The 26,574-nt window shown below is 67.4% G+C and carries 24 protein-coding genes, 1 tRNA gene and 2 pseudogenes; 18 read left to right on the forward strand and 9 right to left on the reverse strand.

The features are described from left to right. Positions 1-62 precede the first annotated feature (62 nt). The 3 genes from BMW90_RS05350 to BMW90_RS05360 form a co-directional block, all read right to left on the reverse strand. On the reverse strand, positions 63-1,463 hold the full coding sequence (locus tag BMW90_RS05350; RefSeq protein WP_170850510.1) for a patatin-like phospholipase family protein: 1,401 nt from the start codon (positions 1,461-1,463) through the stop codon (positions 63-65). A gap of 69 nt (positions 1,464-1,532) precedes the next feature. Further along, positions 1,533-2,909: a sensor histidine kinase gene (locus BMW90_RS05355; protein WP_074835390.1), complete on the reverse strand. Its 1,377-nt coding sequence runs from the start codon at positions 2,907-2,909 to the stop codon at positions 1,533-1,535. Then, positions 2,906-3,652 (reverse strand): response regulator transcription factor, encoded by a 747-nt coding sequence (locus BMW90_RS05360; protein ID WP_244526431.1) that lies wholly within the window; start codon positions 3,650-3,652, stop codon positions 2,906-2,908. The genes BMW90_RS05355 and BMW90_RS05360 overlap by 4 nt, the downstream gene beginning before the upstream one ends. A gap of 235 nt (positions 3,653-3,887) precedes the next feature. Between BMW90_RS05360 and BMW90_RS05365 the strand changes: the two genes are divergently transcribed. The 4 genes from BMW90_RS05365 to BMW90_RS05380 all read left to right on the forward strand — a co-directional run bounded on the left by BMW90_RS05365 (position 3,888) and on the right by BMW90_RS05380 (position 7,351). Beyond that, positions 3,888-4,526: a hypothetical protein gene (locus tag BMW90_RS05365; RefSeq protein WP_139211219.1), complete on the forward strand. Its 639-nt coding sequence runs from the start codon at positions 3,888-3,890 to the stop codon at positions 4,524-4,526. A 10-nt stretch (positions 4,527-4,536) separates the two neighbouring features. Continuing rightward, a complete protein-coding gene (locus BMW90_RS05370; RefSeq protein ID WP_074835394.1) occupies positions 4,537-6,654 on the forward strand; it encodes a caspase family protein in 2,118 nt (705 codons plus the stop codon). 71 nt (positions 6,655-6,725) lie between these two features. Then, complete coding sequence (locus tag BMW90_RS05375) at positions 6,726-6,977, forward strand: hypothetical protein (protein ID WP_048530516.1); 252 nt, start codon at positions 6,726-6,728, stop codon at positions 6,975-6,977. Beyond that, positions 6,974-7,351, forward strand: a complete 378-nt coding sequence (locus BMW90_RS05380) for a type II toxin-antitoxin system death-on-curing family toxin (protein WP_083415960.1) — start codon at positions 6,974-6,976, stop codon at positions 7,349-7,351. The genes BMW90_RS05375 and BMW90_RS05380 overlap by 4 nt, the downstream gene beginning before the upstream one ends. Positions 7,352-7,354: 3 nt before the next feature. Here BMW90_RS05380 and BMW90_RS05385 read toward each other — a convergent pair whose 3' ends face one another. Next, positions 7,355-8,233 (reverse strand): NAD-dependent epimerase/dehydratase family protein, encoded by an 879-nt coding sequence (locus BMW90_RS05385; RefSeq protein WP_074835395.1) that lies wholly within the window; start codon positions 8,231-8,233, stop codon positions 7,355-7,357. A 151-nt stretch (positions 8,234-8,384) separates the two neighbouring features. Between BMW90_RS05385 and parE the strand changes: the two genes are divergently transcribed. The 4 genes from parE to BMW90_RS05395 all read left to right on the forward strand — a co-directional run bounded on the left by parE (position 8,385) and on the right by BMW90_RS05395 (position 12,405). Then, positions 8,385-10,343, forward strand: coding sequence for a DNA topoisomerase IV subunit B (gene parE, locus BMW90_RS05390; RefSeq protein ID WP_074835397.1), 1,959 nt, complete (start codon positions 8,385-8,387; stop codon positions 10,341-10,343). Positions 10,344-10,355: 12 nt separating this feature from the next. After that, the gene (locus tag BMW90_RS26290) at positions 10,356-10,793 is read left to right on the forward strand and encodes a hypothetical protein (RefSeq protein WP_139211221.1); all 438 of its coding nucleotides are present in this window, start codon (positions 10,356-10,358) and stop codon (positions 10,791-10,793) included. A 466-nt stretch (positions 10,794-11,259) separates the two neighbouring features. Further along, the gene (locus BMW90_RS27170) at positions 11,260-11,388 is read left to right on the forward strand and encodes a hypothetical protein (RefSeq protein WP_274564490.1); all 129 of its coding nucleotides are present in this window, start codon (positions 11,260-11,262) and stop codon (positions 11,386-11,388) included. Positions 11,389-11,691: 303 nt separating this feature from the next. Continuing rightward, positions 11,692-12,405, forward strand: a complete 714-nt coding sequence (locus BMW90_RS05395; protein ID WP_048530508.1) for a DUF1194 domain-containing protein — start codon at positions 11,692-11,694, stop codon at positions 12,403-12,405. Positions 12,406-12,467: 62 nt separating this feature from the next. On the opposite strand, the gene rpmB is transcribed toward BMW90_RS05395, so the two are convergent. The 3 genes from rpmB to meaB all read right to left on the reverse strand — a co-directional run bounded on the left by rpmB (position 12,468) and on the right by meaB (position 14,693). After that, positions 12,468-12,758 (reverse strand): 50S ribosomal protein L28, encoded by a 291-nt coding sequence (rpmB, locus tag BMW90_RS05400; protein WP_074835398.1) that lies wholly within the window; start codon positions 12,756-12,758, stop codon positions 12,468-12,470. 166 nt (positions 12,759-12,924) lie between these two features. After that, positions 12,925-13,719 (reverse strand): hypothetical protein, encoded by a 795-nt coding sequence (locus BMW90_RS05405; protein ID WP_074835400.1) that lies wholly within the window; start codon positions 13,717-13,719, stop codon positions 12,925-12,927. Then, positions 13,716-14,693 carry a methylmalonyl Co-A mutase-associated GTPase MeaB gene (gene meaB / locus BMW90_RS05410; RefSeq protein ID WP_074835401.1) on the reverse strand — a complete coding sequence of 326 codons (978 nt, stop codon included), beginning with the start codon at positions 14,691-14,693 and terminating at the stop codon, positions 13,716-13,718. Before meaB ends, BMW90_RS05405 begins: the two co-directional genes overlap by 4 nt. Before the next feature lie 192 nt (positions 14,694-14,885). On the opposite strand from meaB, the gene BMW90_RS05415 reads away from it, so the two are divergent. Both BMW90_RS05415 and hrpB read left to right on the forward strand, forming a co-directional pair. Further along, on the forward strand, positions 14,886-15,632 hold the full coding sequence (locus BMW90_RS05415) for a DUF3108 domain-containing protein (protein ID WP_074835403.1): 747 nt from the start codon (positions 14,886-14,888) through the stop codon (positions 15,630-15,632). Positions 15,633-15,639: 7 nt separating this feature from the next. Continuing rightward, positions 15,640-18,096 (forward strand): ATP-dependent helicase HrpB, encoded by a 2,457-nt coding sequence (gene hrpB, locus BMW90_RS05420; RefSeq protein WP_074835405.1) that lies wholly within the window; start codon positions 15,640-15,642, stop codon positions 18,094-18,096. A 155-nt stretch (positions 18,097-18,251) separates the two neighbouring features. Here hrpB and BMW90_RS05425 read toward each other — a convergent pair whose 3' ends face one another. Next, the gene (locus BMW90_RS05425) at positions 18,252-18,839 is read right to left on the reverse strand and encodes a TetR/AcrR family transcriptional regulator (RefSeq protein WP_074835406.1); all 588 of its coding nucleotides are present in this window, start codon (positions 18,837-18,839) and stop codon (positions 18,252-18,254) included. Between the two features lie 99 nt (positions 18,840-18,938). Between BMW90_RS05425 and BMW90_RS05430 the strand changes: the two genes are divergently transcribed. The 7 genes from BMW90_RS05430 (at position 18,939) to BMW90_RS05460 (ending at position 25,504) form a co-directional block, all read left to right on the forward strand. Beyond that, positions 18,939-19,232, forward strand: a complete 294-nt coding sequence (locus tag BMW90_RS05430; RefSeq protein ID WP_074835408.1) for a hypothetical protein — start codon at positions 18,939-18,941, stop codon at positions 19,230-19,232. 85 nt (positions 19,233-19,317) lie between these two features. Beyond that, on the forward strand, positions 19,318-20,604 hold the full coding sequence (locus BMW90_RS05435) for a homoserine dehydrogenase (protein WP_048530495.1): 1,287 nt from the start codon (positions 19,318-19,320) through the stop codon (positions 20,602-20,604). 86 nt (positions 20,605-20,690) lie between these two features. Beyond that, the gene (locus BMW90_RS05440; protein ID WP_074835410.1) at positions 20,691-21,836 is read left to right on the forward strand and encodes an HPP family protein; all 1,146 of its coding nucleotides are present in this window, start codon (positions 20,691-20,693) and stop codon (positions 21,834-21,836) included. Between the two features lie 111 nt (positions 21,837-21,947). After that, positions 21,948-22,910, forward strand: coding sequence for a class II fructose-bisphosphatase (gene glpX, locus BMW90_RS05445; protein ID WP_074835411.1), 963 nt, complete (start codon positions 21,948-21,950; stop codon positions 22,908-22,910). After that, entirely contained in the window at positions 22,910-23,476 is a 567-nt protein-coding gene (locus tag BMW90_RS05450) for a cysteine hydrolase family protein (protein WP_074835413.1), read from the forward strand. Before glpX ends, BMW90_RS05450 begins: the two co-directional genes overlap by 1 nt. After that, positions 23,473-25,221, forward strand: coding sequence for a single-stranded-DNA-specific exonuclease RecJ (gene recJ, locus BMW90_RS05455; protein ID WP_074835414.1), 1,749 nt, complete (start codon positions 23,473-23,475; stop codon positions 25,219-25,221). The genes BMW90_RS05450 and recJ overlap by 4 nt, the downstream gene beginning before the upstream one ends. Before the next feature lie 208 nt (positions 25,222-25,429). Then, positions 25,430-25,504, forward strand: a tRNA-Glu gene (locus tag BMW90_RS05460). 272 nt (positions 25,505-25,776) lie between these two features. Here the strand turns inward: BMW90_RS05460 and BMW90_RS05465 are convergent. Further along, positions 25,777-26,079 (reverse strand): annotated as a pseudogene (locus tag BMW90_RS05465) (IS3 family transposase); the annotation flags it as partial. A 44-nt stretch (positions 26,080-26,123) separates the two neighbouring features. Here BMW90_RS05465 and BMW90_RS26950 point away from each other — a divergent pair. After that, positions 26,124-26,574 (forward strand): annotated as a pseudogene (locus BMW90_RS26950) (transposase); the annotation flags it as partial.

The raw sequence follows: 26,574 nt of genomic DNA on the forward strand, positions 1-26,574 counted from the left end.
GCCCTGATCTTGCCGCTCCACCCCCCGGCTTCAACTTTTGCGCCTCTGGCTGACTGCATTTGTCATTCTCTCCGGATCGGGCTGATACGGCGCGGCGACGTGCCACTGCCGCGCTGCGCCAGCAGCGGGGCGGTCTCGACGTACCCTGCGGCGCGCAGAAATCCCTGCACCTGGGCATTCTGCCGGGTCGAGAGCCGGCCGGCGGCAATGGCAAGATCGACCTCTTCGGTCGCCAGCCGCAGCCGCGTGGGAATGGCGTCGAGCGTCTCGCGCATTGCGTCCGGCAGGCCGCGGAACGAGACCTGGCCGACAAAGAACTTGATGTCGCGGCAATCCCAGCCCGCGAGCGAGCCGCGCAGACGGCGCACCTCGGCCCGCCCCAGACCACAGCGATAGTCCACCAGGTCACGTTCCCAGTTCGCCACCTGCAACCGCATCGCATCATAACCAGTCCGAGAGGCCGCGCCCATCGAGGCATTGGCGATCGAGGTCGCCAGTTGCACCCCGCCGGGGCCCCGCAGCCGCTGTGTCCAGGCCAGATCGCGGCGGACCCCGGCATCGGCCACCAACAGCAGCGCGCGTTTCAGCGTCACCGCCTGCGCCGGCGTCAGCGGCGCATAAGGCATCTCGGCCCGGGCGCGGGCCACGGCCAGGCCGGTGGTGCCGAAATTGTCGGTGATACCGCCATCGAGCAGCTTGAGGAATTTCACCGCGCCGCCGGCATAGCTTTCCAGCGCCTCGGCATGGGCGATCATCGCCGCTGTCGCCTCCGGGTTGTGGCGCGCGGCGGTGAGCCAGCCGGGCTCGGCATAACCGCATTTGCCGGCATGCGCCTCGAGCACGATCGGCGAGAACACCAGCGGAAAGGCCGCCGAGGCGGCAACCGCATCGGAAATCGGAAAGCTGTCGAGATCGGAGCAGAGCGCGTCGAAGGTCTCGGGGCTGAAGAGGAAGGTCACCTTGTTGGCGATGTCGGTGGCGTTGATCCAGGTGGTGATCTTCGAGCGCCGCGCCAGATCGCCGAAGGTCGCGCCGTGGAACAGCGCCTCGTCGAGATAGCGGCCAAAGGTCTCGCGCCCGTTTGCGCCGCCGGAGATCCCGCGCGCGATGGCCAGCGGATTGACCGGCGAATTGGCCATATAGCGTTCGGCATCGGTGATCAGATAGGTCTCGCGGTAGCCTTCGACCGCGCCGGGCCCGTAAAGGCCGAAATGCGCCGCGGTGACCGATCCGCCCGACACCCCTGTGACCAGCCGCACCTCGGACAACATGCCGAAAGGCGCCGCCTCGGAACGCGACAGGGCGCGCAACTCCTCCAGGACGCCATGGGCAAAGGCCGAAGCCCGCATGCCACCGCCGGAAAAGGCGAGGCCGACATACAGCTCGCCGGCGTCGGCCGCATGGGTGGCAGGAAACGGCGTATTGCGCCCCCCGCTCAGCGCAAGGTTCAACGGTTTGTTCAAAGCGGCGCAGCCGGAAAGCATAATAGCCAGCGCGAGCGCCGCCACCCTCCCCAGGTGCATGAATTGTGCTCACGAATCGATTAAGTCTGCATCAAGCTTAGGGAAGGCGATGGCAATCGCAAAACCTTTCGGCCGCGGCGGCAGGTCGAGCTTGGCGCCATGGCGCGCCGCAATCGCCTGTACCAGCGCGAGGCCGAGCCCATGGCCGGCCTTGTCGCGGTCGCGTGCGGCGCGGGTGAACCGCTCGAAAAGATCGGCGCGCAGCTCCTCGGGCACGCCGGGGCCGGTGTCGGCCACCTCGAGCACATGGCGCGCCCCCTGCGGCGTCAGACGCAGGGTGACGGTATCGCCGGGGGCGCAGAACTTGATCGCATTGTCGAGCAGGTTGGACATCAGCTGCGCCAGCAGCGAGCGGTCGCCAAGGATGTGCAGGCCCGGCGGCGCCTCGATGCGACAGGACAGGCCACGGTCCTCGGCGACCGGTTCGTAGAGGTCAAAGACCTCGCGCGCGGTCCGGCTCAGGTCGAGCGGCGCGAGACCCGGGCGCTGCCCCTGCTCGGCCAGCGCGCCCGAAATGTCGAGCAGGGCGTCAAAGATGCGGATCGTGCCGCGCAGCTCGGCACGGATCTCGCCCACCAGCTCTGGCTGGCCTTCAAGCTGGTCGAGTTTCTGCTGAATGCGGTTGAGCGGCGTGCGCAGCTCATGCGCGATGGCATCCGACAGCCGGTTGGTGGCGGCGTTGAGGTTCTGGATGCGGTCGAGCATGGCATGCACGTGATCCTCGAGCGCGCCGAATTCATCCGCGCTGCGCGCGCCCGGCAGCCGCGCCGCCAGATCGCCCGCCGCCACCCGGTCGGCCAGCGCGTTCACCCGGTCGATGCGGCGCAGCACCAGCCGGCTGACGAACCCGCCGGTCAGCGCCGCCATACCCAGAAGCGCCAGCGCCATCCACAGGATGGTGCCACGCATCTCGGCCAGGGTGTCGGTGGTGACAGTTGTGGCGCGGGCCACCAGCAGAGGAAAGCCGCCGGGCAGGACGCGGGCGATGCCGGTGTATTCCGCCCGCCCCGGCGGCAGGGAAAACACCCGCGGCGCGGCCTCGGTGACGCCGCCGGCCATCGCCGGCAGGTCTTCGGGCCAATCCGGCAGATTACCCGCCAGCGTCCGCCCGTTGCTGTCCTGCAAGAGATAGAGCGCGCGGCCCTGCGGCGTCTGCGCGGCGCGCTCGGCGATCGCCTGCCGCAGCGCCGGGATGCGACGCTGGTCGTAGAGTTCGGCGAAACTGTCGATGTCGGATTGCAGCAGATCGGCCTGCTGCCGCTCCAGCGCCTGGGCGGCGGTGCGGTATTGCACCGCCATCGCCATCACCGCCATGAACAGGATCAGCCCGGCGATCGCCAGCGTCAGGCGCAGGCTGGCCGAGCGCGCCAGCGGCACCCGCCTCATGAAACGCCCCGGCCGGGATCGAAGATATAACCTTCGCCGCGCGCCGTGTGGATCACCGGCCGCCCCGCCGCCGCCTCGAGCTTGCGGCGCAGCCGGCCGACATGGACATCGACCACATTGGTCTGCGGATCGAAATGCAGCTTCCAGACATGTTCCAGCAATTGCATCCGCGTCACGACCTGCCCGGCATTGCGGGCGAAATAGGTGATCAGCTCGAACTCCTTGGGGCTGACCGGCACATGCTCGGTCTTTACGTGCACGGTGCGCGCCTTCATCCGGATCTCCAGGGCGCCAAAGGCGATCAGGTCGTTGTCGAGCACCGTCATCTCCTGCCGTCTCAACAATGCCCTGAGCCTTGCGCGCAGCTCTTCGGGGTCGAAAGGCTTGGCGAGGTAATCGTCGGCGCCTTTTTCCAGCCCCTCGATCTTGTTGGCGGCGCGGCCCAGCGCCGAGACCACGAGGATCAGTGCCGTGGAGCCGCCCGCCCTGATCTTGGCGATGGCATCGACACCGTCGCCGCCGGGCAGCATCCGGTCGAAGACCACCACCGCGAAATCGGCCAGACCGGCGGCCGTGACCCCGTCGTCAAAGCTGCGCATCACCACCGGCGCACAGCCGAGATCGCGGACCGCCTCTGACAGCGCGCGGGCGGCGGCGGCATCGTCTTCGACGATCAGAATACGGCGCAAGGGCGCAGATTTCGCAGGGTCGGCCGCTTCCAAGGTCATCTCCTCTACGGACATCACTGCCTCCAGATCAAAGGGTATTTGTCGCAGGGTCAAGCACATCCGCCGGATGACGGCGCGGGGCTGCATCACGGTCTCCTGCAAAACCCGTGGCCGGCCAAGGCTAGGCAACCGCCGCGCATCGCGCACATGAAAAGCCCCGTTAAGTGCGCCAAAGCCACAACAAATCCTTTGAAACACTGCCCCGACCGCTCAATATCGGGCCAAAGTGATTGCTTTGGGAGTGTTTCAGATGATCCGATTGCTCGCCTCCGCCGCTTTGGCGCTGGCGCTTGTCGCAGCCCCCGCGCGGGCCGACCGCACCATTGCCCAGACCGCCGCGCTATCGGCCGAGCTCTACCTCGCAGGTCTCGAGGCGCGCGATCCGCTGCTGGTGCTGGCGGCCGCGCGGCTGCGCAAATCCGTGGCGCTGTCCGAGGTCGCGCGGGCGGTGGACAAGGACATGCCCGAGCCCGAAGACATCGCGGCCGAGGCACCGCTGGGCTGGCAGGAGATGCTTGAGACGGCCGAGGCCATGGCCCCGGAAGACGCGATCATCACGACACTGGCCGAAGACATCCGCGCCGAATCCGCGCGCGGGGTGAAGACCGGTCAGCTCTATTCGATCACCGCGATCCGCAATGGCGGCACCGACACCTATCCGCCGATGACCTATCGCGGCGGCGAATATGCCGATGTCTATGTCGAAGGCACCGGGCAGGCCGATCTCAACCTCTTTGTCTATGACGCCCAGGCGCGGCTGGTCTGTTCCGATACGGACATCTCGGCGATTGCCCATTGCGGCTGGACCCCGGTGCAGGACGCGCCGTTCACCGTGGTCGTGCGCAACAAGGGGCGCGGCAATTCCGGCTATTCCCTGATCACCAACTGAGAGGCCCGCCATGCTCCGCCCCGTCGCCGCCGCCCTCGCCCTGTTCATCGGTTTCACCCCCGGCGCGCTGCTCGCACGCGAGGCCCGTGCCTTGCTGATCGGCGCCTCGACCTATCCTTCGCTGGATGAGCGTTTCTGGCTCAAGGGGCCGGCCAATGACGTCGACCTGGTGGCCAGATATCTGGCCAGCAACCCCGTCCTGCCCTTTGCCCCCGACAACATCGTTGTTCTGGCCGACGGCGTAGATGGCGGCAGGGCGCCGACGCTGGCGGCGATCCGGGCGGAATTCGCCGCGCTGGCCCAAGAGGTCGCCCCCGAGGATTTTGTCTACCTGCATTTCTCCGGCCATGGCTCTCAAACCCCCGCCGCCGATCCGGCGAGCGAGCTGGACGGGCTCGACGAGATATTTCTGCCGGTGGACATCGGCCCCTGGAACGACACCGTGGGCCAGGTCGAAAACGCGCTGGTCGACGACGAGATCGGCGAGATGATCGATGCCATCCGCGCGCGCGGCGCCGATGTCTGGGTTGTCTTCGACAGCTGTCACTCCGGCACCGCGACGCGCGCCGCCCCCGGCGCAGGCGAGGTGCGGATGCGGCAGTTGCCGCCGGATGCGCTCTCCATTCCGGCCGGGGCCATGGCAGAGGCCGCAAGCCGCAGCCGGGCGCTGCCCGACCCGCGCAGCCCGACCGATGCGCCGGTCGAAACGGTCGGCGACGATGGTGAAACCGGGCGTCTGGTGGCCTTTTTCGCGGCCCAGACCAATGAAACCACGCCGGAAAGGAACATGCCCAAGGGACAGGCGAACCGCCGGATTCAGGGCGTCTTTACCTATACGTTGTTCGAGACTTTGGCCGAGCGCCCCGGCATCACCTATCGGCAATTGGCGCAGGAGGTGCTGCGCAAATACGTCAGCGGCAACCTGGCGCGATCAACGCCGCTGTTCGAAGGCGACCTCGATCTGCCGGTCTTTGGCCAGGGCGCGGGCGACCGCATCCTGCAATGGCCGGCGCGGCCGCAGGGTACGGCGCTGCGCATCGACGCCGGGCAGCTGCACGGGCTGAACCTGGGCAGCGAATTGCTGCTGCTGGCCTCGCCCGCCGATGCCGATGACGCGACGCTGGCCAGGTTCACCGTCAGCGCCCTCACCACCTTTTCGGCGCAGGCAACGGGCGACTACAGTCTCGATGCGCTGCCCCCCGGCGCGGTGCTGCGCAAGATCGGCACCGCGCTCGACCTGTCGCTGACCGTCGCCCTGCCGGCGCCCGGAACGGCCCCGGCCGAGGCCCTGGATGCCGCCATTGGGGTGATCGCGCGCGACGGCCTGACCGGCCCACGCATCCGATTTGTCCCCGCCGGCGATCCCGAAGCCGATCTGCGTCTCGCGGTCTTTGCCGACAGCCCGCGGCCCGATGCGCTCTGGTTCATGTCGGCGGCCGGTATCGTCGATATCGACGAGCTGGCGCAGGTGCCCTCGGTGACGACCGGCGACAAGGACGCGACGCAACTAGCCCGGATGGTGGCGGAAAACCTGACCCGGATGTCACGCGCCCTGAACCTGATGAAGGTAGGCGCGGCAACTGCCGGCGCTTCGGCGCTCCGGGTCGAGGCCGAGATGGTACGCGGCCGCTACGACGCTGCGCGTGAACAGGTGCTGCCGGCCTCGCGCGTGGCGTTTTCCGGCGCCTCGGTGCCGCGGCTGGTGCCGGACGACACCCTGGGGCTCAAGCTGGCCAATCCCACCGAGGCGCCGGTGGATTTCAACATTCTCTACGTCGGTTCCGATTATTCCATCACCTTTATCGACAATGGCCGGATGCAGCCGGGCGACAGGCTTGACGAGGATTACATCCTGATCACCGGCGACAGCTTCGGCCGCGAGCGGGTGATCGTTGTCGTTTCGCCGGCGGCCGCGGGATCGGCAGTCGAGGATCTGTCATTCCTCGCGCAGGACGCGGTGGCACGCAGCCGCGCCGCGCCGGCCGGTCCGCAGGGCCTGGCCGACCTTTTGGCAACGGCGGGGTTCGGCGACACGACCCGCGCCGCCATCTCGCTCTCGCGCAAGAAGAAGGCAGCGGAGCCAGTGCCCTTGTTCCTTCAGTTCGAGGTCGAGACGGTACGGCCCTGAGCCCTGCCCTGCCTTGCAAAACGTGCGGAAAAGTGTATATTGAAATACACATTCCAATCAGGAACACCGCCATGGTCACCCGTCTTCACACCCGCAACATCTGCACCATGACCGAGCTGCGCGAGCCGCAAAAGGTCTTTGACCGCGCCGGCGGCGAGCCGGTGGCGATCATGAAGAACTCGAAATGCGTGGGCTATCTGGTGCCGGAAGAGGCCACGCTCGACGGCGAACCTCGGTTTGCCTCGATGGATGAGGTCAAATCCTACATCGCAAAGTCGCGGCCACGGGTGCAGCCCGTTCTTGATTATCTCAAGGACAAATGACCCCAGTACTGCTGACCGCCGAGATGGTCGAAGCGCTGCACGACGCCGCGCTCAATCCCGGAGAGATTGCCGGGCGCGCGCGTGACAAATCCCTCGAAGGCGCCTTGGGTCGGGTTGAAAACCGCCTCGTCTACGGTCTGATCGACGACATCTTCGATCTCGCCGCTGCGTATGCCACGGCGATTGCCACTGGCCATTGCTTCAATGACGACAACAAGCGCACCGCCTTCGACACCATGAACTTCTGTCTGGAAATTCACGGAATCGAACTGGAGTGGGACGTTCAGGACATCGGCGATCGCATCATCCGCCTCGCCCAGGGCCATCTGGACGAGGCGAGCTTTGCCGAATGGCTGCGCGGCCAGGCCGGCTGAGCCCTATCCGAGCACCTCGCGCCAGGAATGCGCGGGCTGGAAGCCCAGCATCTCCTTGGCCTTGCGGTTGCTGTAGAAGGTCTCGGCCTCGCCCATCTCGCGGCGCAGCGGCACACCGTCGTAGAACCGCGAACGGACCTCTGCGTTCGTCAACTCGACCGAAAGGTCGTCGTTGGCAACGTTGAACACCTCATAACCCAGCCCGTCGGTCTCGAGGCATTTCTCGACCATCTGCCCCAGGTCGCGCACGTCGATATAGGCAAATATGTTGCGCCGCCGCAGCGAGGGATCTGCCATGTAGGCCGGGAAGTCGCTGGCGTATTCCTCGGGCGCGATCACGTTGTTGATCCGCAGGCCATAGACGTCGATCCCGGACCGGGCCTGAAACGACCGCCCGCAAGCCTCGTTGCAGACCTTGGACATGGCATAGCTGTCATGCGGCACCACCGGATGCTCCTCGTCCACCGGCAGGTAGTCGGGCTTTACCTCGCCCTGGGCGAAACAGATGCCATAGGTGGTCTCCGACGAGGCAAAGATCACCTTGGGGATGCCCAGTTTCACCGCCGCCTCCAGGATGTTGTAGGTCGACAGGGTGTTGACCCGAAAGGTCTCGTTGTCGGGCTGGATCAGGATGCGCGCCAGCGCGGCGAAATGCACCACGGCGTCGAACTTCGGCACCTCGGGCCGGTCAAGCTCGTCGAACCCCGACAGGCTCGAGAGCGCATTGAACACCTGGCCGCTGTCGGTGAGATCGACCGACAGGTTGTCGGGCTCCTGCGGGGCATTCAGATCGAGGTTGAGCACCCGGTGTCCCCGCTCGCGAAGCCACGGAACGATATGCCTGCCTGCCTTGCCGTTGCCGCCGGTGAATGCGATGCGCATGTCTGCCTCCCTGATTGTGGTTCTGCGGATAATCGCCACCATGGCGCCAATGACAAGCCCGTTCGGGCGCAGTGGGCGATCCGCACCCTTCCCCCGCCCGGCGCGCTCTGCCATACTGCGCGCCAATCAAGAGCAACAAAGAGCAGCGGACATGGCCGACGATCTTCTTACACCGGTGGACCCTTCTGACTACGATGCCAGCCATATCGAGGTGCTCGAAGGGCTGGAACCGGTGCGCAAGCGGCCCGGGATGTACATCGGCGGCACCGATGAACGCGCGTTGCACCACATGGTGGCCGAGGTGCTCGACAACTCGATGGACGAGGCCGTCGCCGGCCATGCCAACCGCATCGAGGTCGAGCTGCACGAAGATTTTGCCATCACCATCCGCGACAACGGCCGCGGCATCCCGATCGACCCGCACCCGAAATTCCCCGGCAAATCCGCGCTCGAGGTGATCCTCTGCACGCTGCACGCCGGCGGCAAGTTTTCGGGCAAGGCTTACGAGACCTCCGGCGGTCTGCATGGCGTCGGCGCCTCGGTGGTCAATGCGCTCAGCGATTCCATGGTTGTCCAGGTCGCGCGCAACAAGGAGCTCTTCGAGCAACGGTTTTCCCGCGGCCTGCCGCTGGGCCCGGTTGCCAAGGTCGGCGCCGCCCCCAACCGGCGCGGCACCACGGTGACCTTTCACGCTGACGAGGAGATCTTCGGCAAGCACCGCTTCAAACCCGCCCGCCTGCTCAAGATGGTGCGTTCCAAGGCCTATCTGTTCTCGGGCGTCGAGATTCGCTGGAAGAGCGCCATCGAGGATGGCGAGACCCCGACCGAAGCCACCTTCCACTTTCCCGGCGGGTTGTCGGACTACCTGACCGAGACCCTGGGCAGCGCGTCGACCTATGCCGAGAAACCCTTTGCCGGGACGGTGGATTTCAAGGAGAAATTCGGCACCCCGGGCAAGGTGGAATGGGCGATCAACTGGACGCCCTCGCGCGACGGGTTCATCCAGTCCTATTGCAACACCGTCCCCACCCCCGAGGGCGGCACCCATGAGGCCGGCTTCTGGGCGGCGATCCTCAAGGGCATCCGCGCCTATGGCGAGCTGTCGAACAACAAGAAGGCGGCGCAGATCACCCGAGACGACCTGATCACCGGCGGCTGCGCGCTGGTCTCCTGCTTCATCCGCGAGCCGGAATTCGTCGGCCAGACCAAGGACCGGCTGGCCACCACCGAGGCCTCGAAGCTGGTCGAGGGCGCGGTGCGCGACCATTTCGACCACTGGCTGACCTCGGACACGAAATCCGCCGGCGCGATCCTCGATTTCCTGGTGCTGCGCGCCGAAGAGCGGCTGCGGCGGCGGCAGGAAAAGGAAACCGCGCGCAAGACCGCCACCAAGAAGCTGCGCCTGCCCGGCAAGCTGGTGGATTGCTCGGCCACCTCGCGCGAGGGCACCGAGCTGTTCATCGTCGAGGGCGATTCGGCTGGCGGCTCGGCCAAGATGGCGCGCGACCGCAAGACCCAGGCGCTGCTGCCCCTGCGCGGCAAGATCCTCAACGTGCTCGGCGCGGCCTCGTCCAAGCTTGGCTCGAACGCCGAAATTTCCGATCTGTCCCAGGCCCTTGGCGTCGGGCTGGGCACCAAGTTCAACATCGACGATCTGCGCTACGACAAGATCATCATCATGACCGACGCCGACGTCGACGGCGCCCATATCGCGGCGCTCTTGATGACCTTCTTCTTTACCCAGATGCGGCCGATGATCGACCGCGGGCACCTCTACCTCGCCTGCCCGCCGCTGTTCCGGCTGACCCAGGGGGCCAAGCGGATCTATTGCCTCGACGAGGCCGAGCGCGACATGTGGCTGGAGAAGGGCCTCGGCGGCAAGGGAAATATCTCGGTCTCGCGCTTCAAGGGTCTGGGCGAGATGGACGCCAAGGACCTGAAGGAAACCACGATGAACCCCGAGACGCGCAAGCTGATCCGGGTGTCGATCGACGAGGACGAGCCCGGCGAGACCGGCGACCTGGTGGAGCGGCTGATGGGCAAGAAGCCGGAGAAGCGGTTCGAATATATCCAGGCGAATGCGAAGTTTGTCGAAGAGTTGGATTTTTAAAGGAGAATATCTATGGACGTTGGCGCGGTTATCTCATCGCTGACAGCCAGTATTGGTTTGGTAAGGGAACTAAACAGTATTGATCGCCAACTGGATGAGGCCGACTACAAGTTGAGGATTGCTGAGCTGTCTTCGAAGCTAGCCGAGACGCAAATCAACCTCACCGAGTTAGCCACGGCTATGCATGCAAAAGATCAGGAACTCAAAGAATTAGCCAAGAGATTGGTAGAGAAAGGAGACCTGATAAAGATTGCCGACAGTTGGTATAAACAGCTTGATGGCAATCCAGTCGGAAACCCAATTTGCACTTTATGCCTTGAAACAGATGGGTCGCAGATAGCTCTGCAATTGCATCCTCAAAATTTCCGAAAACAAATATGCCCGCGATGCGATAGCACTTTCGACCGCAAAACTCGACACCTGTATCCTGAAGAACAGCCTGAGTCTTGAGCGTAGAATTACGTACAGCAACGTTGAAACCCGTATTCTTGGTTAGATGGAAAGCCGGGCCAACGCCTGCCCGCGGGGTGGCGCTGCTCCCTCCGTTCGAAAGCGCTTTATCCCAGCCAAGCACTTCCCCCAGACATTCGGAGCAGCAAGACCAGCCAAAGCGCCAGCCCGATCGAGCGGGCAGGCGTTTGCAAGGCAAGCGCCGAGAGACCGGCGGCCTGCGGCCTTGATTCCGGGCCGGGTGAGATGGGCGACCGCCGCGCGCATCGCACAACCGCACCCCCCCATCATCCCTCTTGCGAGCGCTCCGCCACAGGCGTAAATTCCCCGCCGCAGCCCCGGTGAGGACGACTCACCCCTGCCGCTTCCCAAGGATCATCGCCCCGCCGAAACGGGCAACCCTGATCGTCTGACGATGCGACGGCCCGTGGCAATTCCGCTGCGGGATATCCCTCGGAGATCACCCATGTCCAAACACAAGAACCGCGGCAACAAAGAAGCCAAGAAACCCAAGCAGGAAAAACCCAAGGTCCTCGCCACCGCGCATTCGGGCCTCGGAAAACCGCTCAACATCGGGACGCCCAAGGCCAAGTGACCCGCGCAGGGCACATGGGGCGGCCTGTTCAGGGCCGCCCCATCGCCGTTCACAATGGAGGGTTGATATTTTGACGAGAAGTGACCCGCCCCGCCGCGTAGCGGCTCTGACCTTCCGGCCCGATACCGCTTCAGGGGTGTGCGCTTTGCGGCGGATCACATATCGCGTGTCCTTGGTATAGCGCGCCCCGCCGCCGCAGCGCAAAAGCGCATTGGGCGAAGCTGACTATCCCGAAGGATAGTCGCCCCGCCCGGTGACACAAACGTGAGCCGCCCGCCGGCCGCATGCCGCTATCGTGGCACCATGCGCCAGCTTCTGTTCTGCCTCCTCCTCGCCCTGCCCGCCGCCGCGCTGGCCCAGGACACCGATCTCGAACTGGTGCTGCTGGCCGATGCCTCCGGCTCGATCGACAGCCGCGAGATCGCCTTTCAGCGCCAGGGCTATGCCGCCGCCCTGACCGACCCCGAGGTTCTGGCCGCAATCGCCGGCACCGCCTATGGCACCATCGCCGTGACCTATATCGAATGGGCCGAAACCACCGCCGTCATTGCCCCCTGGACGCGGATCGACGGGGCCGAGGCGGCAGCGGGATTCGCCGCCCATCTGCTGGCCCAGCCGCGCCAGGCGCGGGGCCGCAACGCCATTGGCGGCGCGCTGCTCGAAGGGCTGCGGCAGATCGAGCAAAACGACATCCAGGGCTGGCGGCGGGTGATCGATTTTTCCGGCGACAGCGCCAACAATCATTCCGGGCCGGGCATTGCCGAAGCGCGGGCGCAGGTGCTGGCGGCGGGGGTCACGATCAATGCCCTGCCGATCCTGCGGCCCGGCGATCCGGGGCGCGCCCAGGGCGGGCTCGAGGCGCTCTATGAACAGCGGATCATCGGCGGCATGGGGGCCTTCGTGGTCACCGCCGAAAGCCGCGCCTCCTTTGCCGAGGCGGTCAAGCGCAAGCTGGTTCTGGAAATATCCGGCGCCCTGCCCGGCGCGCCGCACTTGGCACAGGCGCAAAAAGAATAACCCCCGCCGGGTGGGCCGACGAGGGTCTGACGGCCCCGAAAGGCCGCGGTACATCAGAAAGCTCAGGCCTCGGCGGCTTGCGCTTTCATGATCTCTTTCTTGATCTTGAGCGCCGCATCGGACAGCTCGGCGTCCTTGGCTTTCGCCAGGAATTTGTCGAGACCGCCACGGTGGTCCACCGAGCGCAGGGCCGAGGCCGAAATCCGCAGCTTGATGCCGCGGTTCAGCGTTTCGGATTGCAGGGTCACGTCGTTCAGGTTGGGCAGAAAGCGACGTTTGGTCTTGTTGTTGGCGTGGCTGACGTTGTTGCCAGTCATCGGGCCTTTTCCGGTCAGTTCGCAGCGGCGCGACATGTGATCATCCTCATCGTTTCAGAGCAGGACATCGAACCCCTTGGCCCGGACGCGCCCCGCAAATATCAAAGGGCGCCGCATAGGCCGCGCCCGGAATCTGGTTTGCAGGCTATTACGCGCGCGGCCGGGGATCGTCAAGAGCCTCGTGACAAAGCCGGGCGGTTCTTCAACCCGGCTCCGCCGCCAGCGTGGCCGCCCGGGCCCGGGCGGTGCGGGCCAGCGCGTGGCGCCCGGTTTTCTCTGCCTGCGCAGCCAGATGGCGCCAATAGGTCGGGCTCCGGCGCCGGGCATTGCGATGCAGCATCACGATCCGCCGCGCCGGCACCCGCGGCTTGCCGAGCTGCGCCTGCAACTTGCCGAACCGCCCGGCGTCGCGCAGCACCGCCGTCGCCGGATGTCCGCCACCGGCCAGCCGGGCGATCCGCATGCCGGCAAAGGCCATCCCGATCAGCGCGGCATTGCGGATATCGAGCGGCCGGAACGGATCGGCGAGGATCACCCCCTGCACCGGTGCGCCACGCGGCGACAGATCGCCGAGCACGTCGTCGAAGCCGCTGGCGCAATCGCGGTAGCGCCGGTCGAAGGGCACCTGCCGCGGCGAGATCGAAAATTGCGGCGACACCGCGATGATCCGGCGCAGCCGCAGCGCCGCGGCAAAGCGAAAGGCGGCATACCCCCCCATGGAGAATCCCATCGCGCAGGCGTCGTCATAGCCCGCCGCATGCGCCACAAGCGCCGCCTCCAGCGCCTCGGTCTCCGGGTTGATGTACCAGTCGTTCCAACGCGATTGCAGGTGCAGGTGGCTCATGCCCGCATTGGTAAAACTGCGCACCGGTCGCGGATCGCCAAAGTGGCCCGGCTCGGCAAGTCTTTGACGAAAGCTGACAAAAAGCCCGCGCTGGCCCGGATTGAACAGCGTGGCGCGCAGCAGCGCCCCGTCAAAGAGGGTCTCCGACCTCATCCGCCGAGGTGCCGGGTCACCATGTCCCGTGCCGCCTGCGCCGGGGTCGTGCGGCCCTCGGCCACCGCGTCTGACAACGCCTGCATCGCCTCGCGGGCCGCCGGCGCTTGCAATCGCGCGAGCAGTGCCTGCCGCACCTCCTCGGCAAACCAGTAGCGTGCCTGATCGGCGCGGCGCGCGTCGAAATGGCCCTCGTCGCGGCGCCAGCCGGTCAGGGCCTGCATCTCGTCCCAGGCAGTCTCCAGCCCCTGTTCCTCGAGCGCCGAGACGGTCAGCGCCTTGGGATAGCCCGGCGGATCCTGAGGCCGCTTGCGCAACAGGCGCAGGGCGCCGGAATAATCCGCGCAGGTTCGCGTCGCGGTGGCTTTCAGGTCACCATCGGCCTTGTTGACGAGGATCAGGTCGGCCATTTCCATGATGCCGCGCTTGACCCCTTGCAGCTCGTCGCCCCCCGCCGGCGCCAACAACAGCAGGAAGAGGTCCGACATCTCGGCCACCACCGTCTCGGACTGGCCCACACCAACGGTCTCGATCAGCACCACGTCGAACCCGGCGGCCTCGCAGAGCCGCACCGCCTCGCGGGTGCGCCGCGCCACGCCGCCCAGATGCGACTGGCTGGGCGAGGGGCGGATAAAGGCGTTGCGGTCGCGCGAGAGCTGTTCCATCCGCGTCTTGTCGCCGAGAATCGATCCGCCGGAACGGGCCGACGAGGGATCGACCGCCAGCACCGCCACCCGCTTGCCCTGCCCGGTCAGCATCAGGCCGAAGCTTTCGATGAATGTGGATTTGCCGACGCCGGGCGTGCCCGAAAGCCCGATTCGCAGCGCCTGCCGGTCGGATTCGCGCAGATGCTCCATCAGCTCGGTGGCCCTGGCCCGGTGATCCGCGCGCTGGCTTTCGATCAGCGTGATCGCCCGCGACAGCGCCCGTCTCTCTCCGGCAAGAACCCGCTCGGCCAGTTCGGCAATCTCCATCTCGTCCCTCACTTTACTGCGACCGGCATCTTTCCGCACAGAGCCCGCCCCGCATACGCGGGAATTCGCGCGCTGGCGGCCCGGCAGGCGGACCGGCTGGCAATTTCTGCCTCGGCTTGTACCTCTAGTCCAGAGCGGTGGCGACAATCCACCGGACAATGCATTTCCGCGCAGGACTCGGGAACACCACAGATGATCGGGCAGCATATGCGGCACAGGCTCTGTGCCCTGACAACCTTTTTCGCGCTGGGGGCCGCCTCATTCGGCGCAGGCAGCGCGACGGCAGCGCAGCCGGCCTCGGAAACCGGCAGATTCGAGGTCTATTTTGCCGGTCTCAAGGCCGGCGAGGTGCGCTTTGCAATGACCCGCGAGAACGGGCAGTACGCGGCGACAGGCCGGGTGAAATCCTCGGGCCTGATCGCCGCGATCGCCCGATTTCGCTACCGTGCCGACGTGACCGGACGGGTGAATGGCGACAGCTATGCGCCGCTGCGCTATGAAGAGAGCCTCGATACCGGGCGGCGCAGCAGCGACAAGGTGATCGCCTATCGCGGCGGCCTGCCGGTGCTGGAGGAAAGCGAAGAGCCCGACGCGCATTGGCTCGATCCGCGCAGCCAGGGCGACGCGCTCGATCCGCTGACCGCCTTCTGGCAGTTGTTGCGGGCGCGCGATGGCGACGATCTCTGCCGGCTCGACACCGTCTATTTCGACGGCGAGCGGCGCATCCGGCTGACCACCTCCGAAGACAGCCGCGCCACCGATCGGGTGGTCTGCAAGGGCCGGTATATCCGCGAAGGCGGGTTTTCCCGCAAGGCGCTGAAGGAAGGCCGGACCTTCCCCTTCGAGCTATCCTATGCGCCGGCGGCCTCGGGTCATTGGCAGGTCAGCCGGATCGACGCCAAAACTCTGCGTGGACGGGTGCTGCTCATTCGGCGATAAGGCCGGCATGACGCCCCGCCTGCCCCTTCCCATCGACGACGCGCTGCCCGAACTTCTGGCGGCGATCGCGGCCCAGGGCCGCGCCGTGCTTCAGGCGACGCCCGGCGCCGGCAAGACCACCCGCGTGCCGCTGGCCCTGCTCGAGGCCGGGCTGGTCGACGGCCGCATCCTGATGCTCGAGCCGCGCCGGCTGGCCGCCCGCGCCGCCGCAGAACGCATGGCCGAAACCCTGGGCGAGACGGCGGGCGAGACCGTGGGCTACCGGATTCGGGGCGAGAGCCGCATCGGCAGACACACCCGCATCGAGGTGGTCACCGAAGGCATCCTGACCCGGATGATTCAAAGCGACCCGGAACTTTCCGGCGTCGGCGCGGTGATCTTCGACGAATTCCACGAACGTTCGCTGAATGCCGATCTGGGCCTCGCGCTCTGCCTCGAGATCGCCGAGGCGTTGCGCGACGACCTGCGGCTGATCGTGATGTCGGCAACGCTTGAGGCCGCACCGGTGGCGGCCTTGATGGGTGATGTGCCGGTCATCACCTCCGAGGGCCGCTCTTTCCCGGTCGAGACCCGCTGGCTCGACCGGCCGCTGGGGCCCAAGGCGCGGATCGCCGAGGCCTGCGCCGATCTGGTGACCCGGGCGGTGGCAGAGACCGAGGGGGGCGTGCTGGTCTTTCTGCCCGGTGAGGGCGAGATCCGCCGCTGCGAGACCCTGCTGAGCGCGCGCCTGCCCGGCGACTGCCAGCTGCGGCCGCTTTATGGCGCCCTGCCCTTTGCCCGGCAGCGCGCTGCGATCCGGCCCGAGAGCCAGGGCCGCAAGGTGGTGCTGGCGACCTCGATCGCCGAGACCTCGCTGACCATCGAGGACATCCGCGTGGTGGTGGATGCCGGCCGGGCACGGCGCGCGCGCTTCGATCCCGGCTCCGGCATGTCGCGGCTGGTGACGGAAAAGGTCAGCCGCGCCGAGGCCACCCAGCGGGCGGGCCGCGCCGGCCGGGTGGCGCCGGGGGTGGCCTACCGGCTCTGGACCCGGGGCGAGGACGGTGCGCTGCCGGCCTTTGCCCCGGCCGAGATCGAGGTGGCCGACCTGGCGGGGCTGGCGCTGGAGCTGGCGCTCTGGGGCGCCAGCGCCGACGAGCTGCCTTTCCTCACCGCGCCCAACCCCGGCAGCTGGGCCGAGGCGCAGGGTCTCTTGCGGATGCTGGGCGCGCTTGATGCCGGCAACCGGATCACCGCGCATGGCCGCCGGCTGGCGGCGTTGCCGCTGCATCCGCGACTGGCGCATATGCTGGCCGAGGCCGGGCCCGAGGCGGCGGCGCTGGCGGCGCTGCTGGCCGACCGCGATCCGCTGCGCGGCGCGCCGGTGGACCTGGCGCTCAGGCTCGAGGCGCTGCGCGATCCGCGCGGCTTCCGCCAGCGCCGGCCCTACGAGCTGCACCGCCCGGCGCTCGACCGCATCAACCAGGAGGCGAAGCGCCTGACCCGTGCCGCGGGGCGCGGCCCTGCGGGCGCGCTGAGCGCCGCGCAGATGGCGGCGCTGGCCTATCCCGACCGCATCGGGCTGCGCCGCCAGGGGGACGCGCCGCGCTACGTGCTGTCGGGCGGCAAGGGGGCGGTGATGGAGCCCGCCGATCCGCTGGCCGGCCAGCGGCTGATCGTGGTGACCGACACAGACGGCAACCCGCGCGAGGCCCGCATCCGCCAGGCCATCGCCATCTCCGAGGCGGAGATCCGCGCGCTCTTTGCCGATCAGATCGCCTGGGTCGATCTCTGCGACTGGTCGAAACGCGAACGGCGGGTGGTGGCGCGACAGCAGGAGCGGCTGGGGCAGATCGCGCTTCAGGACCGGATCTGGAGTGATGCACCGGAGGACCGGGTGGCCCGCGCCATGCTCGACGGGGTGCGCGAGCTGGGGCTGAAGATGAGCAAGGGCGCGACCCGGCTGGTGGCCCGGATCGAGGTGGCGCGCGATGGCGGCGTCGATCTGCCGGATGTCTCCGAAGCGGCGCTGCTCGCGGAGCTCGAGGAATGGCTGCTTCCCTATATCACCGGCCTCCGGACGGCGGAGCAATGGAAGGGATTCGATCCGCATGATGCCCTGGTGGCACGGCTCTCCTGGGATCAGATCCAGGCGCTCGACCGGGCGGTGCCCGCCGCATTCGTGACGCCGCTGGGCCGGAAGATCCCGATCGATTACTCCGGCGCCCACCCCGAGATCACCCTGCGGCTGCAAGAGATGTTCGGCCAGACCCGCCATCCGACGGTGGCCGGCCAGCCGCTGCGCGTCACCCTGCTGTCGCCGGCGCACCGCCCGGTGCAGACCACGATGGACATTCCCGGTTTCTGGGACAGCTCTTATGCCGATGTCCGCCGCGACATGCGCGGCCGCTATCCGCGCCATCCCTGGCCGGAGGATCCGCGCGAGGCCGATCCCACCCTGCGCGCGAAACGGCGCGGCAACTGACATCGCGCCTCGGGGCTGGCGGCGAGGTCCCGGGGCAGGTTCGGGACGCGGGCGATGGGACAGGAAAGCGCACGGCCTATGGGGGCGCTGCCCCCGTCGCGGCAGGCCGCGACTCCCCCGCGGTATTTTCGGCAAGAGGAAAGACCAGACGCGGCTCAGGCGCCGACCGCGCGGCGCACCATGTCCCAGTAGATCTGTTGCACCTCGTCCAGCGACAGCCGGCCGCCGGCCCGGTACCAGGTATTGACCCCGGTGAGCATGGCGATCACCGCCAGCGTGGCGATCTTGGGATCGGGCACCTCGAAACAGCCTTGGGCGACGCCGGCGCGCAGGATCGCCTCGAGCTCGTCCTCATAGGCGCGGCGCTGCTTCTCGATCACCGCGAAATTCTCGGGGGCGAGGTTGCGCAGTTCCATGTAGGAGATGAAGATCGCCTCCGGCCGCTCGATGTTGAAGCGGATGTGGAAGCGGGTGAACCGGGCGAGGCTTTCGACCGGATCCCGCGCGGTCGGTTCGGCCGCCCAGGCGGCCAGCAGATCGTCCATGTGCCCCTTGAGCAGCGAGAACAGCAGGCTTTGTTTGTCGGGAGTGTAATTGTAGAGCGCCCCGGCCTGGACCCCGACTTCGCCGGCGATCTGGCGCATCGAGACGGCGGCAAAGCCGTGCCGGGCAAAAAGCCGCAGCGCCGCGTCGCGGACCTTGGGGCCGGTAATGTCGGAATGCGAGCCTTGGGTGCGTGCCATGGCGCCACAATGAACTGAACAAACGTTCAGATCAATCACCAATCCTTGCCCTCCCGCCGCCGATGCGGCATGAGGAAGGGAGCAATTTGCGGAGCCCTCATGCGCCTGATCCGGTTAAGTTTCTGCCTGAGCCTGGCGGCCTGTACCCAGTTTCCCGAACTGGCCGACAGCGAGGGCCCGGCGGTGGACGCCGCGCCCTATCCCCGGCTGCTCAGCGTCGAGGAACTGGCCGCCGTGCCGGAGGCCACCACCTCGACCGCCCTGGCCGAAGGTCTGCTGGCGCGCATTCGGGGGCTCGAAGCGCGCACCGCGCGGCTGCGCCGTCCGGCGATCGACCGGGGCACCCGGGCGCGCATGGCCCGGGGCGTCGGCGAGATCGTCCTGCCCGAATAGACGGCAGGGCGCATCCTTGCCGTTGCACCCTGCCGCACTTGGCGATACATCGCGCGAAACGCCTGATCTTGCCGGAGGACCCCCCATGACCACACCCCTACGCCTTGGTATCGCCGGGCTTGGCACGGTCGGCACCGGCACGGTCAAGATCGTCCGGCAGAAGGCGCATCTTCTGGCCGTGCGCGCCGGGCGTCCGATCGAGATCAGCGCCGTCTCGGCCCGCACCCGCGACAAGGATCGCGGCGTGAACCTCGCGGCCTACGATTGGGAAGACGATCCCGTGGCCCTGGCCAAGCGCGATGACGTGGATGTCTTTGTCGAGCTGATGGGCGGCTCGGACGGGCCGGCCAAGGCCGCGACCGAGGCGGCGCTCAAGGCCGGCAAGGACGTGGTCACCGCCAACAAGGCGATGCTGGCGCTGCATGGCCAGGAGCTGGCGCAGCTGGCCGAGGACCATGGCGCGGTTCTGCGCTTCGAGGCGGCGGTCGCCGGCGGCATCCCGGTGATCAAATCGCTGACCGAGGGGCTCGCCGGAAACGAGGTGACCCGCGTGCTGGGCGTGATGAACGGCACCTGCAACTACATCCTGACCCGGATGGAGAGCGCCGGCCTGCCCTATGACACGGTCTTTGAAGAGGCCAACCAGCTGGGCTTTCTCGAGGCCGATCCCGAGTTGGACGTCGGCGGCATCGACGCCGGCCACAAGCTGGCGCTGCTGTCGTCGATCGCCTTTGGCACCCAGGTGAATTTCGCCGGGGTCGAGCTGGAGGGCATCGGCCGCATCCTGATCGAGGACATCCGCGCCGCCGCCGACATGGGCTATCGCATCAAGCTTCTGGGCGTGGCGCAGATGACCGGCCGCGGGCTGGAGCAGCGGATGTCGCCCTGCCTGGTGCCGGCCGCCTCGCCGCTGGGGCAGCTCGAGGGCGGCACCAACATGGTGGTGATCGAAGGCGACGCGGTCGATCAGGTGGTGCTGCGCGGGCCGGGGGCCGGCGAAGGCCCGACCGCCAGCGCGGTGATGGGCGACGTGATGGACATCGCGCGCGGGCTGCGGGTCACGACCTTCGGCCAGCCGGCAAAGACCCTGTCCGAGGCGCAGCCGGCACAGAGCGCCGCGCCCGCGCCCTATTACCTGCGGATGACCCTGCGCGACAGGCCGGGCGCCCTGGCCAAGGTGGCGACGCTGCTCGGCGCCTCCGGGATCTCGATCGACCGGATGCGGCAATACGATCACGCCGACGAGGCCGCGCCGGTGCTGATCGTGACCCACAAGACCCAGCGCTCGGCCTTGAACGAGGCGCTGGATGCCATCAGCACGACCGATGTGGTGCTGGGCGATCCGGTGGCGCTGCGCATCGAAGAGGTCTGACGACGGGGCGCGGCGCGAATTGCGCGATGCTTGAACTTCGGGCGGTTTGCTGAAATTTTGCGCGCAGTCGCAAAAGGGGCCCCGTCTTGCACATTCTGCGTTCTCTTGGCCCTGCCGTGGCCGGCCCCGCGTCCGGTGAGGCGCTGCGCGCCGGGGTCGGCGCCTTTGCGGGCCTTGCCCTCGTCGGGCTGTTCCTGCTCTCGCCGGTGGTCGATCTCGAACTCGGGCTTTATCTGGTTGCGCCTTTCGGGGCTTCCTCGGTGCTGCTGTTCGCAGTGCCCAACAGCCCGCTGGCGCAGCCCTGGTCGGCCATCGTCGGCAATACCCTGGCGGCGCTGGTGGGGGTCACGGTGGCGCTTCTGCTGCCCGAGTCCGCGCTGCGTATCGCGCTTGCGGTCGGGCTGGCGGTGACGGTGACGATCCTGTGCCGCGCGGTACATCCGCCGGCCGGCGCGGTGGCGATGACGGCGGCGATGAGCCCCGAGGCGGTCGAACGCCTGGGCTTCTGGTTTGCGCTGGCGCCGATCGCCCTCGGCACGGCGGCGCTGGTGGCCCTGGCGGCGGTTTATGCCCGGCTGACCGGGCGCCACTATCCGCTGCGGCAATTCGACGACCCCGGCCACCATGGCACCGAGGATGCCGATCCGGTCGAGCGACTGGGGCTGTCCGAGGAAGAGCTGGCGGCGATCCTCGAACGTTATCGCCAATCCCTCAACCTCGGGGTCGAGGATCTGGCCCGGCTGATCGGCGCCGCCGAGCTTCAGGCGGCGTCCCATCGCACCGGGCCGCTCGCGGCTGCCGACATCATGTCGCGCGATCTGGTCACCGTGACGCCCGAGACCCCGCTGACCGAGGTGGCGCGTCTCTTTGCCCGGCACCGTTTCACCGCCCTGCCGGTGGTCGGGCCCGGGGCGCGGTTTCTGGGGGTGATCTTTCAGATCCACCTGATCACCCGCGCCCGCGAGGACGCCCTGCGCCTCGACCGGGGCTTCGGGCCGGCGCTGAAACGGCTGCTCGACCGCGACCGCGACCGGCCGGTGGCGGCCGCCGAGATCATGTCGGTTGCCGGGCCGCGCGCCACCGCCGAAACCCCGATCGCCGCGCTGATGCCGATGATGGCTGGCGCGGGGATCGATGCGGTGCCGGTCCTGGACCGTGGCCGGATCATCGGCATCGTCACCCGCACCGATTTCATGGCGGCGCTGGCCCGGCACACGGTGCGCGCGCCCTGAGCGGCCGGAAATGCGCCGCCCCGCGCGCCCGGCACGCCGCAACCCACTTGCGGCCCCGTCCCCGCACAAGGTAGTCAGAGGCCGACGCTTCTGTTGCAAAGGATTTCGCCGATGGCTCCCAAGGATTTCAACGACCGCATGCTGTCTCTGGGCCTCGCCCGGGTGGCCGAACAGGCCGCCATCGCCAGCGCCAAGCTGATTGGCCGCGGGGACGAGAAAGCCGCCGACCAGGCCGCCGTCAACGCGATGCGCGATCAGCTCAACCAGCTCGACATCCAGGGCACGGTGGTGATCGGCGAAGGCGAACGCGACGAGGCGCCGATGCTGTTCATCGGCGAAGAGGTCGGCACCGGCAAGGGCCCGGCGGTGGACATCGCGCTCGACCCGCTGGAAGGCACCACGCTGACCGCCAAGGACATGCCCAACGCCCTGACCGTGATCGCCATGGGTCCGCGCGACTCGATGCTGCATGCGCCCGATGTCTACATGGACAAGCTGGCAATCGGCCCCGGCTTCAAACCCGGCGTGGTGACGCTGAGCATGAGCCCCTCCGAGCGGGTCTCGGCGCTGGCCGCCGCCAAGGGCTGTTCCACCACCGACATCACCGTCTGCGTGCTGGAGCGTCCGCGCCATGAAGAGATGATCGCCGAGCTGCGCGCCACCGGCTGCGCGATCCGGTTGATCACCGACGGCGACGTCGCCGGTGTCATGCATTGCGCCGAACCTGAACTGACCGGCATTGACATGTACATGGGCTCTGGCGGCGCCCCCGAGGGCGTGCTGGCCGCGGCGGCGCTGAAATGCATGGGCGGGCAGATCTATGGCAAGCTGATGTTCCGCAACGACGATGAAAAAGGCCGCGCCACGAAGGCCGGGATCACCAACTTCGACCGGGTCTACACCCGCGACGACATGGTGACCGACCATGTGATCTTTGCCGCAACCGGCGTCACCTCGGGCTCGCTGCTGCCGGGGCTCAAGCGCACGCCGGGCTGGACCACCGCCGAGACGCTGCTGATGCGGTCCAAGACCGGATCGGTGCGCCGCATGATCTATCGTCACCCGGAAGAGTGATGGCGGCAACCGCCCTTGTGATGATCGACTTCCAGGCCGGGTTTCGCGATCCGGCCTGGGGGGCGCGCAACAACCCCGACGCAGAGGCCCAGGCCCTGCGGCTGGCGGATCACGCGCGCGCGCAGGGCTGGCCCCTGCATATGGTGCGCCATCTCAGCACCACCCCCGGCAGTCCGCTGCACCCCGAAACCGGCGATATCGCCTTTCTGCCCGGGTTCGCCCCGCTGGCCGGCGAGGCGCAGCACGAGAAATCGGTCAATTCCGCTTTCATCGGCACCGGGCTCGAGACCGGCCTCCGCGCGCAGGGCGTGACGCATCTGGTGATCTGCGGGCTGACCACGCCGCATTGCGTCTCGACCTCCTGCCGCATGGCCGCCAACCTCGACTTCGCGGTGACGCTGGCGCATGACGCCTGCGCCGCCTTTGCCGGCAATGCCGACACCTCGTGGCGGGCGGGCCTTGTCGCGCCCGACCCCGAGGCGATCCACGACGCCGCCATCAGCCATCTGCATGGCGAGTTCGTCACCGCCCGCAGCACCGCCGAAATCACCGGGGGCGCCGGATGACCGCATTCCTGAATGTCGAGCGCTCGCTTACCGGCCGCCGCTGGATCGGCCCCGGCCTGGCCGTCGAACGCCAGGCCGATCTGCTGGAGCAGGCCACCGCCCTGCCCCGCGCTCTGGCGCAGGTGCTGGCGCGCCGCGGGGTCGAGGCCGCCGAGGCCCAGGCCTTTCTCGAACCGAAGCTGCGCGATCTTCTGCCCGACCCGCGCCAGATGCGCGACATGGACAAGGCCGCGGCGCGCCTGCTGCGGGCGCTGAAGGCCGGCGAACGCATTGCGATCTTTGCCGATTACGACGTTGACGGCGGATCTTCCGCGGCGCTGCTCATCGCCTGGCTGCGGCATTTCGGGCGGCAGGCGACGCTTTACGTGCCGGACCGGATCGACGAGGGCTATGGCCCCAATGAACCGGCAATGGCCGCCCTGGCGCGCGACCATGACCTGATCCTCTGCGTCGATTGCGGCACGCTCTCGCACGGGCCGATCGCCGCCGCCCGGGGCGCTGACGTCGTGGTGCTCGACCATCACCTCGGGGGCGAGACCCTGCCCGATGCGGTGGCGGTGGTGAACCCCAACCGCCAGGACGAGGATGGCGCCCTGGGCCATCTCTGCGCCGCCGCCGTGGTCTTTCTCTGCCTGGTCGAAGCCGGGCGACAGCTGCGCGAGGCCGGCGAGCGCGGGCCCGACCTGATGGCGCTGCTCGATCTGGTGGCGCTGGCCACCGTGGCCGATGTGGCACCGCTGACCGGGGTCAACCGGGCGCTGGTGCGCCAGGGGCTCAAGGTCATGGCGGGCCGGCAGAGGACCGGGTTGGTGGCGCTCTGCGATGCCGCCCGGCTCGACTGTGCCCCGGCCGCCTATCACCTGGGATATGTGCTGGGCCCGCGCGTGAATGCCGGCGGCCGCATCGGCAAGGCCGATCTGGGCGCCCGGCTCCTGTCCACCGACAATGCGGCCGAGGCCCGCGCCATGGCCGACCGGCTGGAAGAGCTGAACGCCGACCGCCGCGAGATCGAGGCGGCAGTGCGCGCCGCCGCGCTGGCCCAGGCCGAGGAACGTGGCCTCGATGCGCCGCTGGTCTGGGCCGCCGGCGAAGGCTGGCACCCGGGCGTCGTGGGCATCGTCGCCTCGCGGCTGAAAGAGCTGACCAACCGTCCGGCCATCGTGATCGGCTTTGACGGTGACGAGGGCAAGGGCTCGGGCCGTTCGGTGGCCGGCGTCGACCTCGGCGTCTCGATTCAGAAACTTGCCGCCGAAGGCCACCTGACCAAGGGCGGCGGCCACCGCATGGCGGCCGGCCTCAGCCTGACCCGCGCGCAGCTCGCGCCGGCGATGGAGCGCCTGTCCGAGCTGCTCGCCCGCCAGGGCGCCGGCGACGCGGGCCCGGCCGATCTGCGCTGTGACGGCGCGTTGATGCCCGGTGCGGCGACGGCCGAACTGGTGACCCGGCTGGAAGACGCCGGCCCCTATGGCGCCTCGGCCCCGGCCCCGCGCTTTGCCTTTCCCGACATGGCGATCCGCTTTGCCAAACGCGCCGGCGAGAGCCACCTGCGGCTGAGCTTTTCCGACGGGCTGACGCCGCCCCTCGACGCCATCGCCTTTGGCGCCTTCGACGGCCCGCTGGGCCAGACCCTGCTCGACCACGGCGGCGCACGGTTTCATCTGGCGGGCAAGCTCGACATCAACACCTGGGGCGGCCGTCAGAAAGTGCAGCTGCGCCTCGACGACGCGGCCCGCGCCACCGGGTGATTCGGCGCCTGTGGATCGTTTTCCGCAGAATCCCCGCCTCTCAAGTGAAGGATATCAAAGGCTTACCCGCCGCTGCGCTGCGCCGAAAAAAATCGCACCCGCGCGGGATTTTTTTCATTTTTCCGCTTGCGCAATCCCACCGCATTACTTAGAACCCGCCTCACGCCGCAGGGTTGGCCACACCGCCCACCCCGCAGCGACACAGAGTGGCCCGTTCGTCTATCGGTTAGGACGCCAGGTTTTCAACCTGGAAAGAGGGGTTCGATTCCCCTACGGGCTGCCACTTTTTCTCAATACCCATTGTTTTACTGGACGTTACCTCGTTCAGTGTCCCACGATTTTCGTGGCGTGGGACACTCTTGGCTTCCGCGGCGTTTTCCGCACTCTCTTCTACGCGCGGCACGCTCGGCGAGGCGCGCGCGATGGATCCGTTTGGCGTAGATGGCGGCGGTCTTCGGGTCGCTGTGCGACAAGTGCGCCATGACTTCGTAGACCGACCCCGACGCCTCGGCGATTTGAACCGCCCCGGTTCCATCGGAGGCAGGTTGCTTGGTCTCAGGCGACCATATTAACTCCTTCGATCGTTTCATAGAAGTTGCGCTTGGCATCGGCTGGCGGGATGTTCCCGACCGGCCCGAGAAGGCGGCGGTTGTTGAACCATTCGACCTATTTCAGTGTTTCCCATTCCACGGCATCGGCCGATCTCCACGGTCCAAGTCGGTGGATGACCTCGGTCTTGAACAGGCCGATGACCGTTTCGGCCAGCGCGTTGTCATACGAGTCGCCGACGCTGCCCACCGATGGCTCCAGTCCGGCCTCGACCAAGCGCTCGGTGTAGCGAATTGAGATGCCCCTAGATTTGTAGACGCTTTGCCCCCAAACTTTGAGGCAAGGGGGCCGACATGGGGACAAGCAATTACAGCGACGATTTCAAGCGCGATGCGGTGATCAGATTATGGTGCGGAGGTATCCGGTTCGGGAGGTTTCCCGGCGATTGGGGGTCAGCACTCATTCGCTCTACAAGTGGATGAAGCTGTTCGGTGATCCCGCGCCAAAGGTTCCGGTCGTGGATCATGAGGCCGAGAACCGGCGGCTGAAGCGCGAGCTGGCCAGGGTGACCGAGGAGCGCGATATCCTAAACTGAGGAGGATCAGGAAAGGCCCCGGTGGGGCGTTTCCCTGACGAAGGCAACGGTGTACTTCGCGCGAGGGTCCCAATGAAGTACGCCTTCATCCGGGCGCATCCCGGAGAGTTCGGCGTCCGGGCCATGTGCCGGGTTCTGCGGGTCCATTTCTCCGGCTTCTATGCATGGCTTAAGGAACCGTTAAGCCACCGTGCGCAGGAGGATGTGCG

The organism is Marinovum algicola (genome assembly GCF_900109145.1).
In the GTDB taxonomy this organism is placed as follows: Bacteria; Pseudomonadota; Alphaproteobacteria; order Rhodobacterales; family Rhodobacteraceae; genus Marinovum; species Marinovum algicola.

Coding starts and splice junctions, on each gene's coding strand:
- BMW90_RS05355 (WP_074835390.1), bottom strand. CDS start 2,909: ATGAGGCGGGTGCCGCTGGCGCGCTCGGCCAGCCTGCGCCTGACGCTG.
- BMW90_RS05360 (WP_244526431.1), bottom strand. CDS start 3,652: ATGTCCGTAGAGGAGATGACCTTGGAAGCGGCCGACCCTGCGAAATCT.
- BMW90_RS05365 (WP_139211219.1), top strand. CDS start 3,888: ATGATCCGATTGCTCGCCTCCGCCGCTTTGGCGCTGGCGCTTGTCGCA.
- BMW90_RS05370 (WP_074835394.1), top strand. CDS start 4,537: ATGCTCCGCCCCGTCGCCGCCGCCCTCGCCCTGTTCATCGGTTTCACC.
- BMW90_RS05375 (WP_048530516.1), top strand. CDS start 6,726: ATGGTCACCCGTCTTCACACCCGCAACATCTGCACCATGACCGAGCTG.
- BMW90_RS05380 (WP_083415960.1), top strand. CDS start 6,974: ATGACCCCAGTACTGCTGACCGCCGAGATGGTCGAAGCGCTGCACGAC.
- BMW90_RS05385 (WP_074835395.1), bottom strand. CDS start 8,233: ATGCGCATCGCATTCACCGGCGGCAACGGCAAGGCAGGCAGGCATATC.
- parE (WP_074835397.1), top strand. CDS start 8,385: ATGGCCGACGATCTTCTTACACCGGTGGACCCTTCTGACTACGATGCC.
- BMW90_RS26290 (WP_139211221.1), top strand. CDS start 10,356: ATGGACGTTGGCGCGGTTATCTCATCGCTGACAGCCAGTATTGGTTTG.
- BMW90_RS27170 (WP_274564490.1), top strand. CDS start 11,260: ATGTCCAAACACAAGAACCGCGGCAACAAAGAAGCCAAGAAACCCAAG.
- BMW90_RS05395 (WP_048530508.1), top strand. CDS start 11,692: ATGCGCCAGCTTCTGTTCTGCCTCCTCCTCGCCCTGCCCGCCGCCGCG.
- rpmB (WP_074835398.1), bottom strand. CDS start 12,758: ATGTCGCGCCGCTGCGAACTGACCGGAAAAGGCCCGATGACTGGCAAC.
- BMW90_RS05405 (WP_074835400.1), bottom strand. CDS start 13,719: ATGAGGTCGGAGACCCTCTTTGACGGGGCGCTGCTGCGCGCCACGCTG.
- meaB (WP_074835401.1), bottom strand. CDS start 14,693: ATGGAGATTGCCGAACTGGCCGAGCGGGTTCTTGCCGGAGAGAGACGG.
- BMW90_RS05415 (WP_074835403.1), top strand. CDS start 14,886: ATGATCGGGCAGCATATGCGGCACAGGCTCTGTGCCCTGACAACCTTT.
- hrpB (WP_074835405.1), top strand. CDS start 15,640: ATGACGCCCCGCCTGCCCCTTCCCATCGACGACGCGCTGCCCGAACTT.
- BMW90_RS05425 (WP_074835406.1), bottom strand. CDS start 18,839: ATGGCACGCACCCAAGGCTCGCATTCCGACATTACCGGCCCCAAGGTC.
- BMW90_RS05430 (WP_074835408.1), top strand. CDS start 18,939: ATGCGCCTGATCCGGTTAAGTTTCTGCCTGAGCCTGGCGGCCTGTACC.
- BMW90_RS05435 (WP_048530495.1), top strand. CDS start 19,318: ATGACCACACCCCTACGCCTTGGTATCGCCGGGCTTGGCACGGTCGGC.
- glpX (WP_074835411.1), top strand. CDS start 21,948: ATGGCTCCCAAGGATTTCAACGACCGCATGCTGTCTCTGGGCCTCGCC.
- BMW90_RS05450 (WP_074835413.1), top strand. CDS start 22,910: ATGGCGGCAACCGCCCTTGTGATGATCGACTTCCAGGCCGGGTTTCGC.
- recJ (WP_074835414.1), top strand. CDS start 23,473: ATGACCGCATTCCTGAATGTCGAGCGCTCGCTTACCGGCCGCCGCTGG.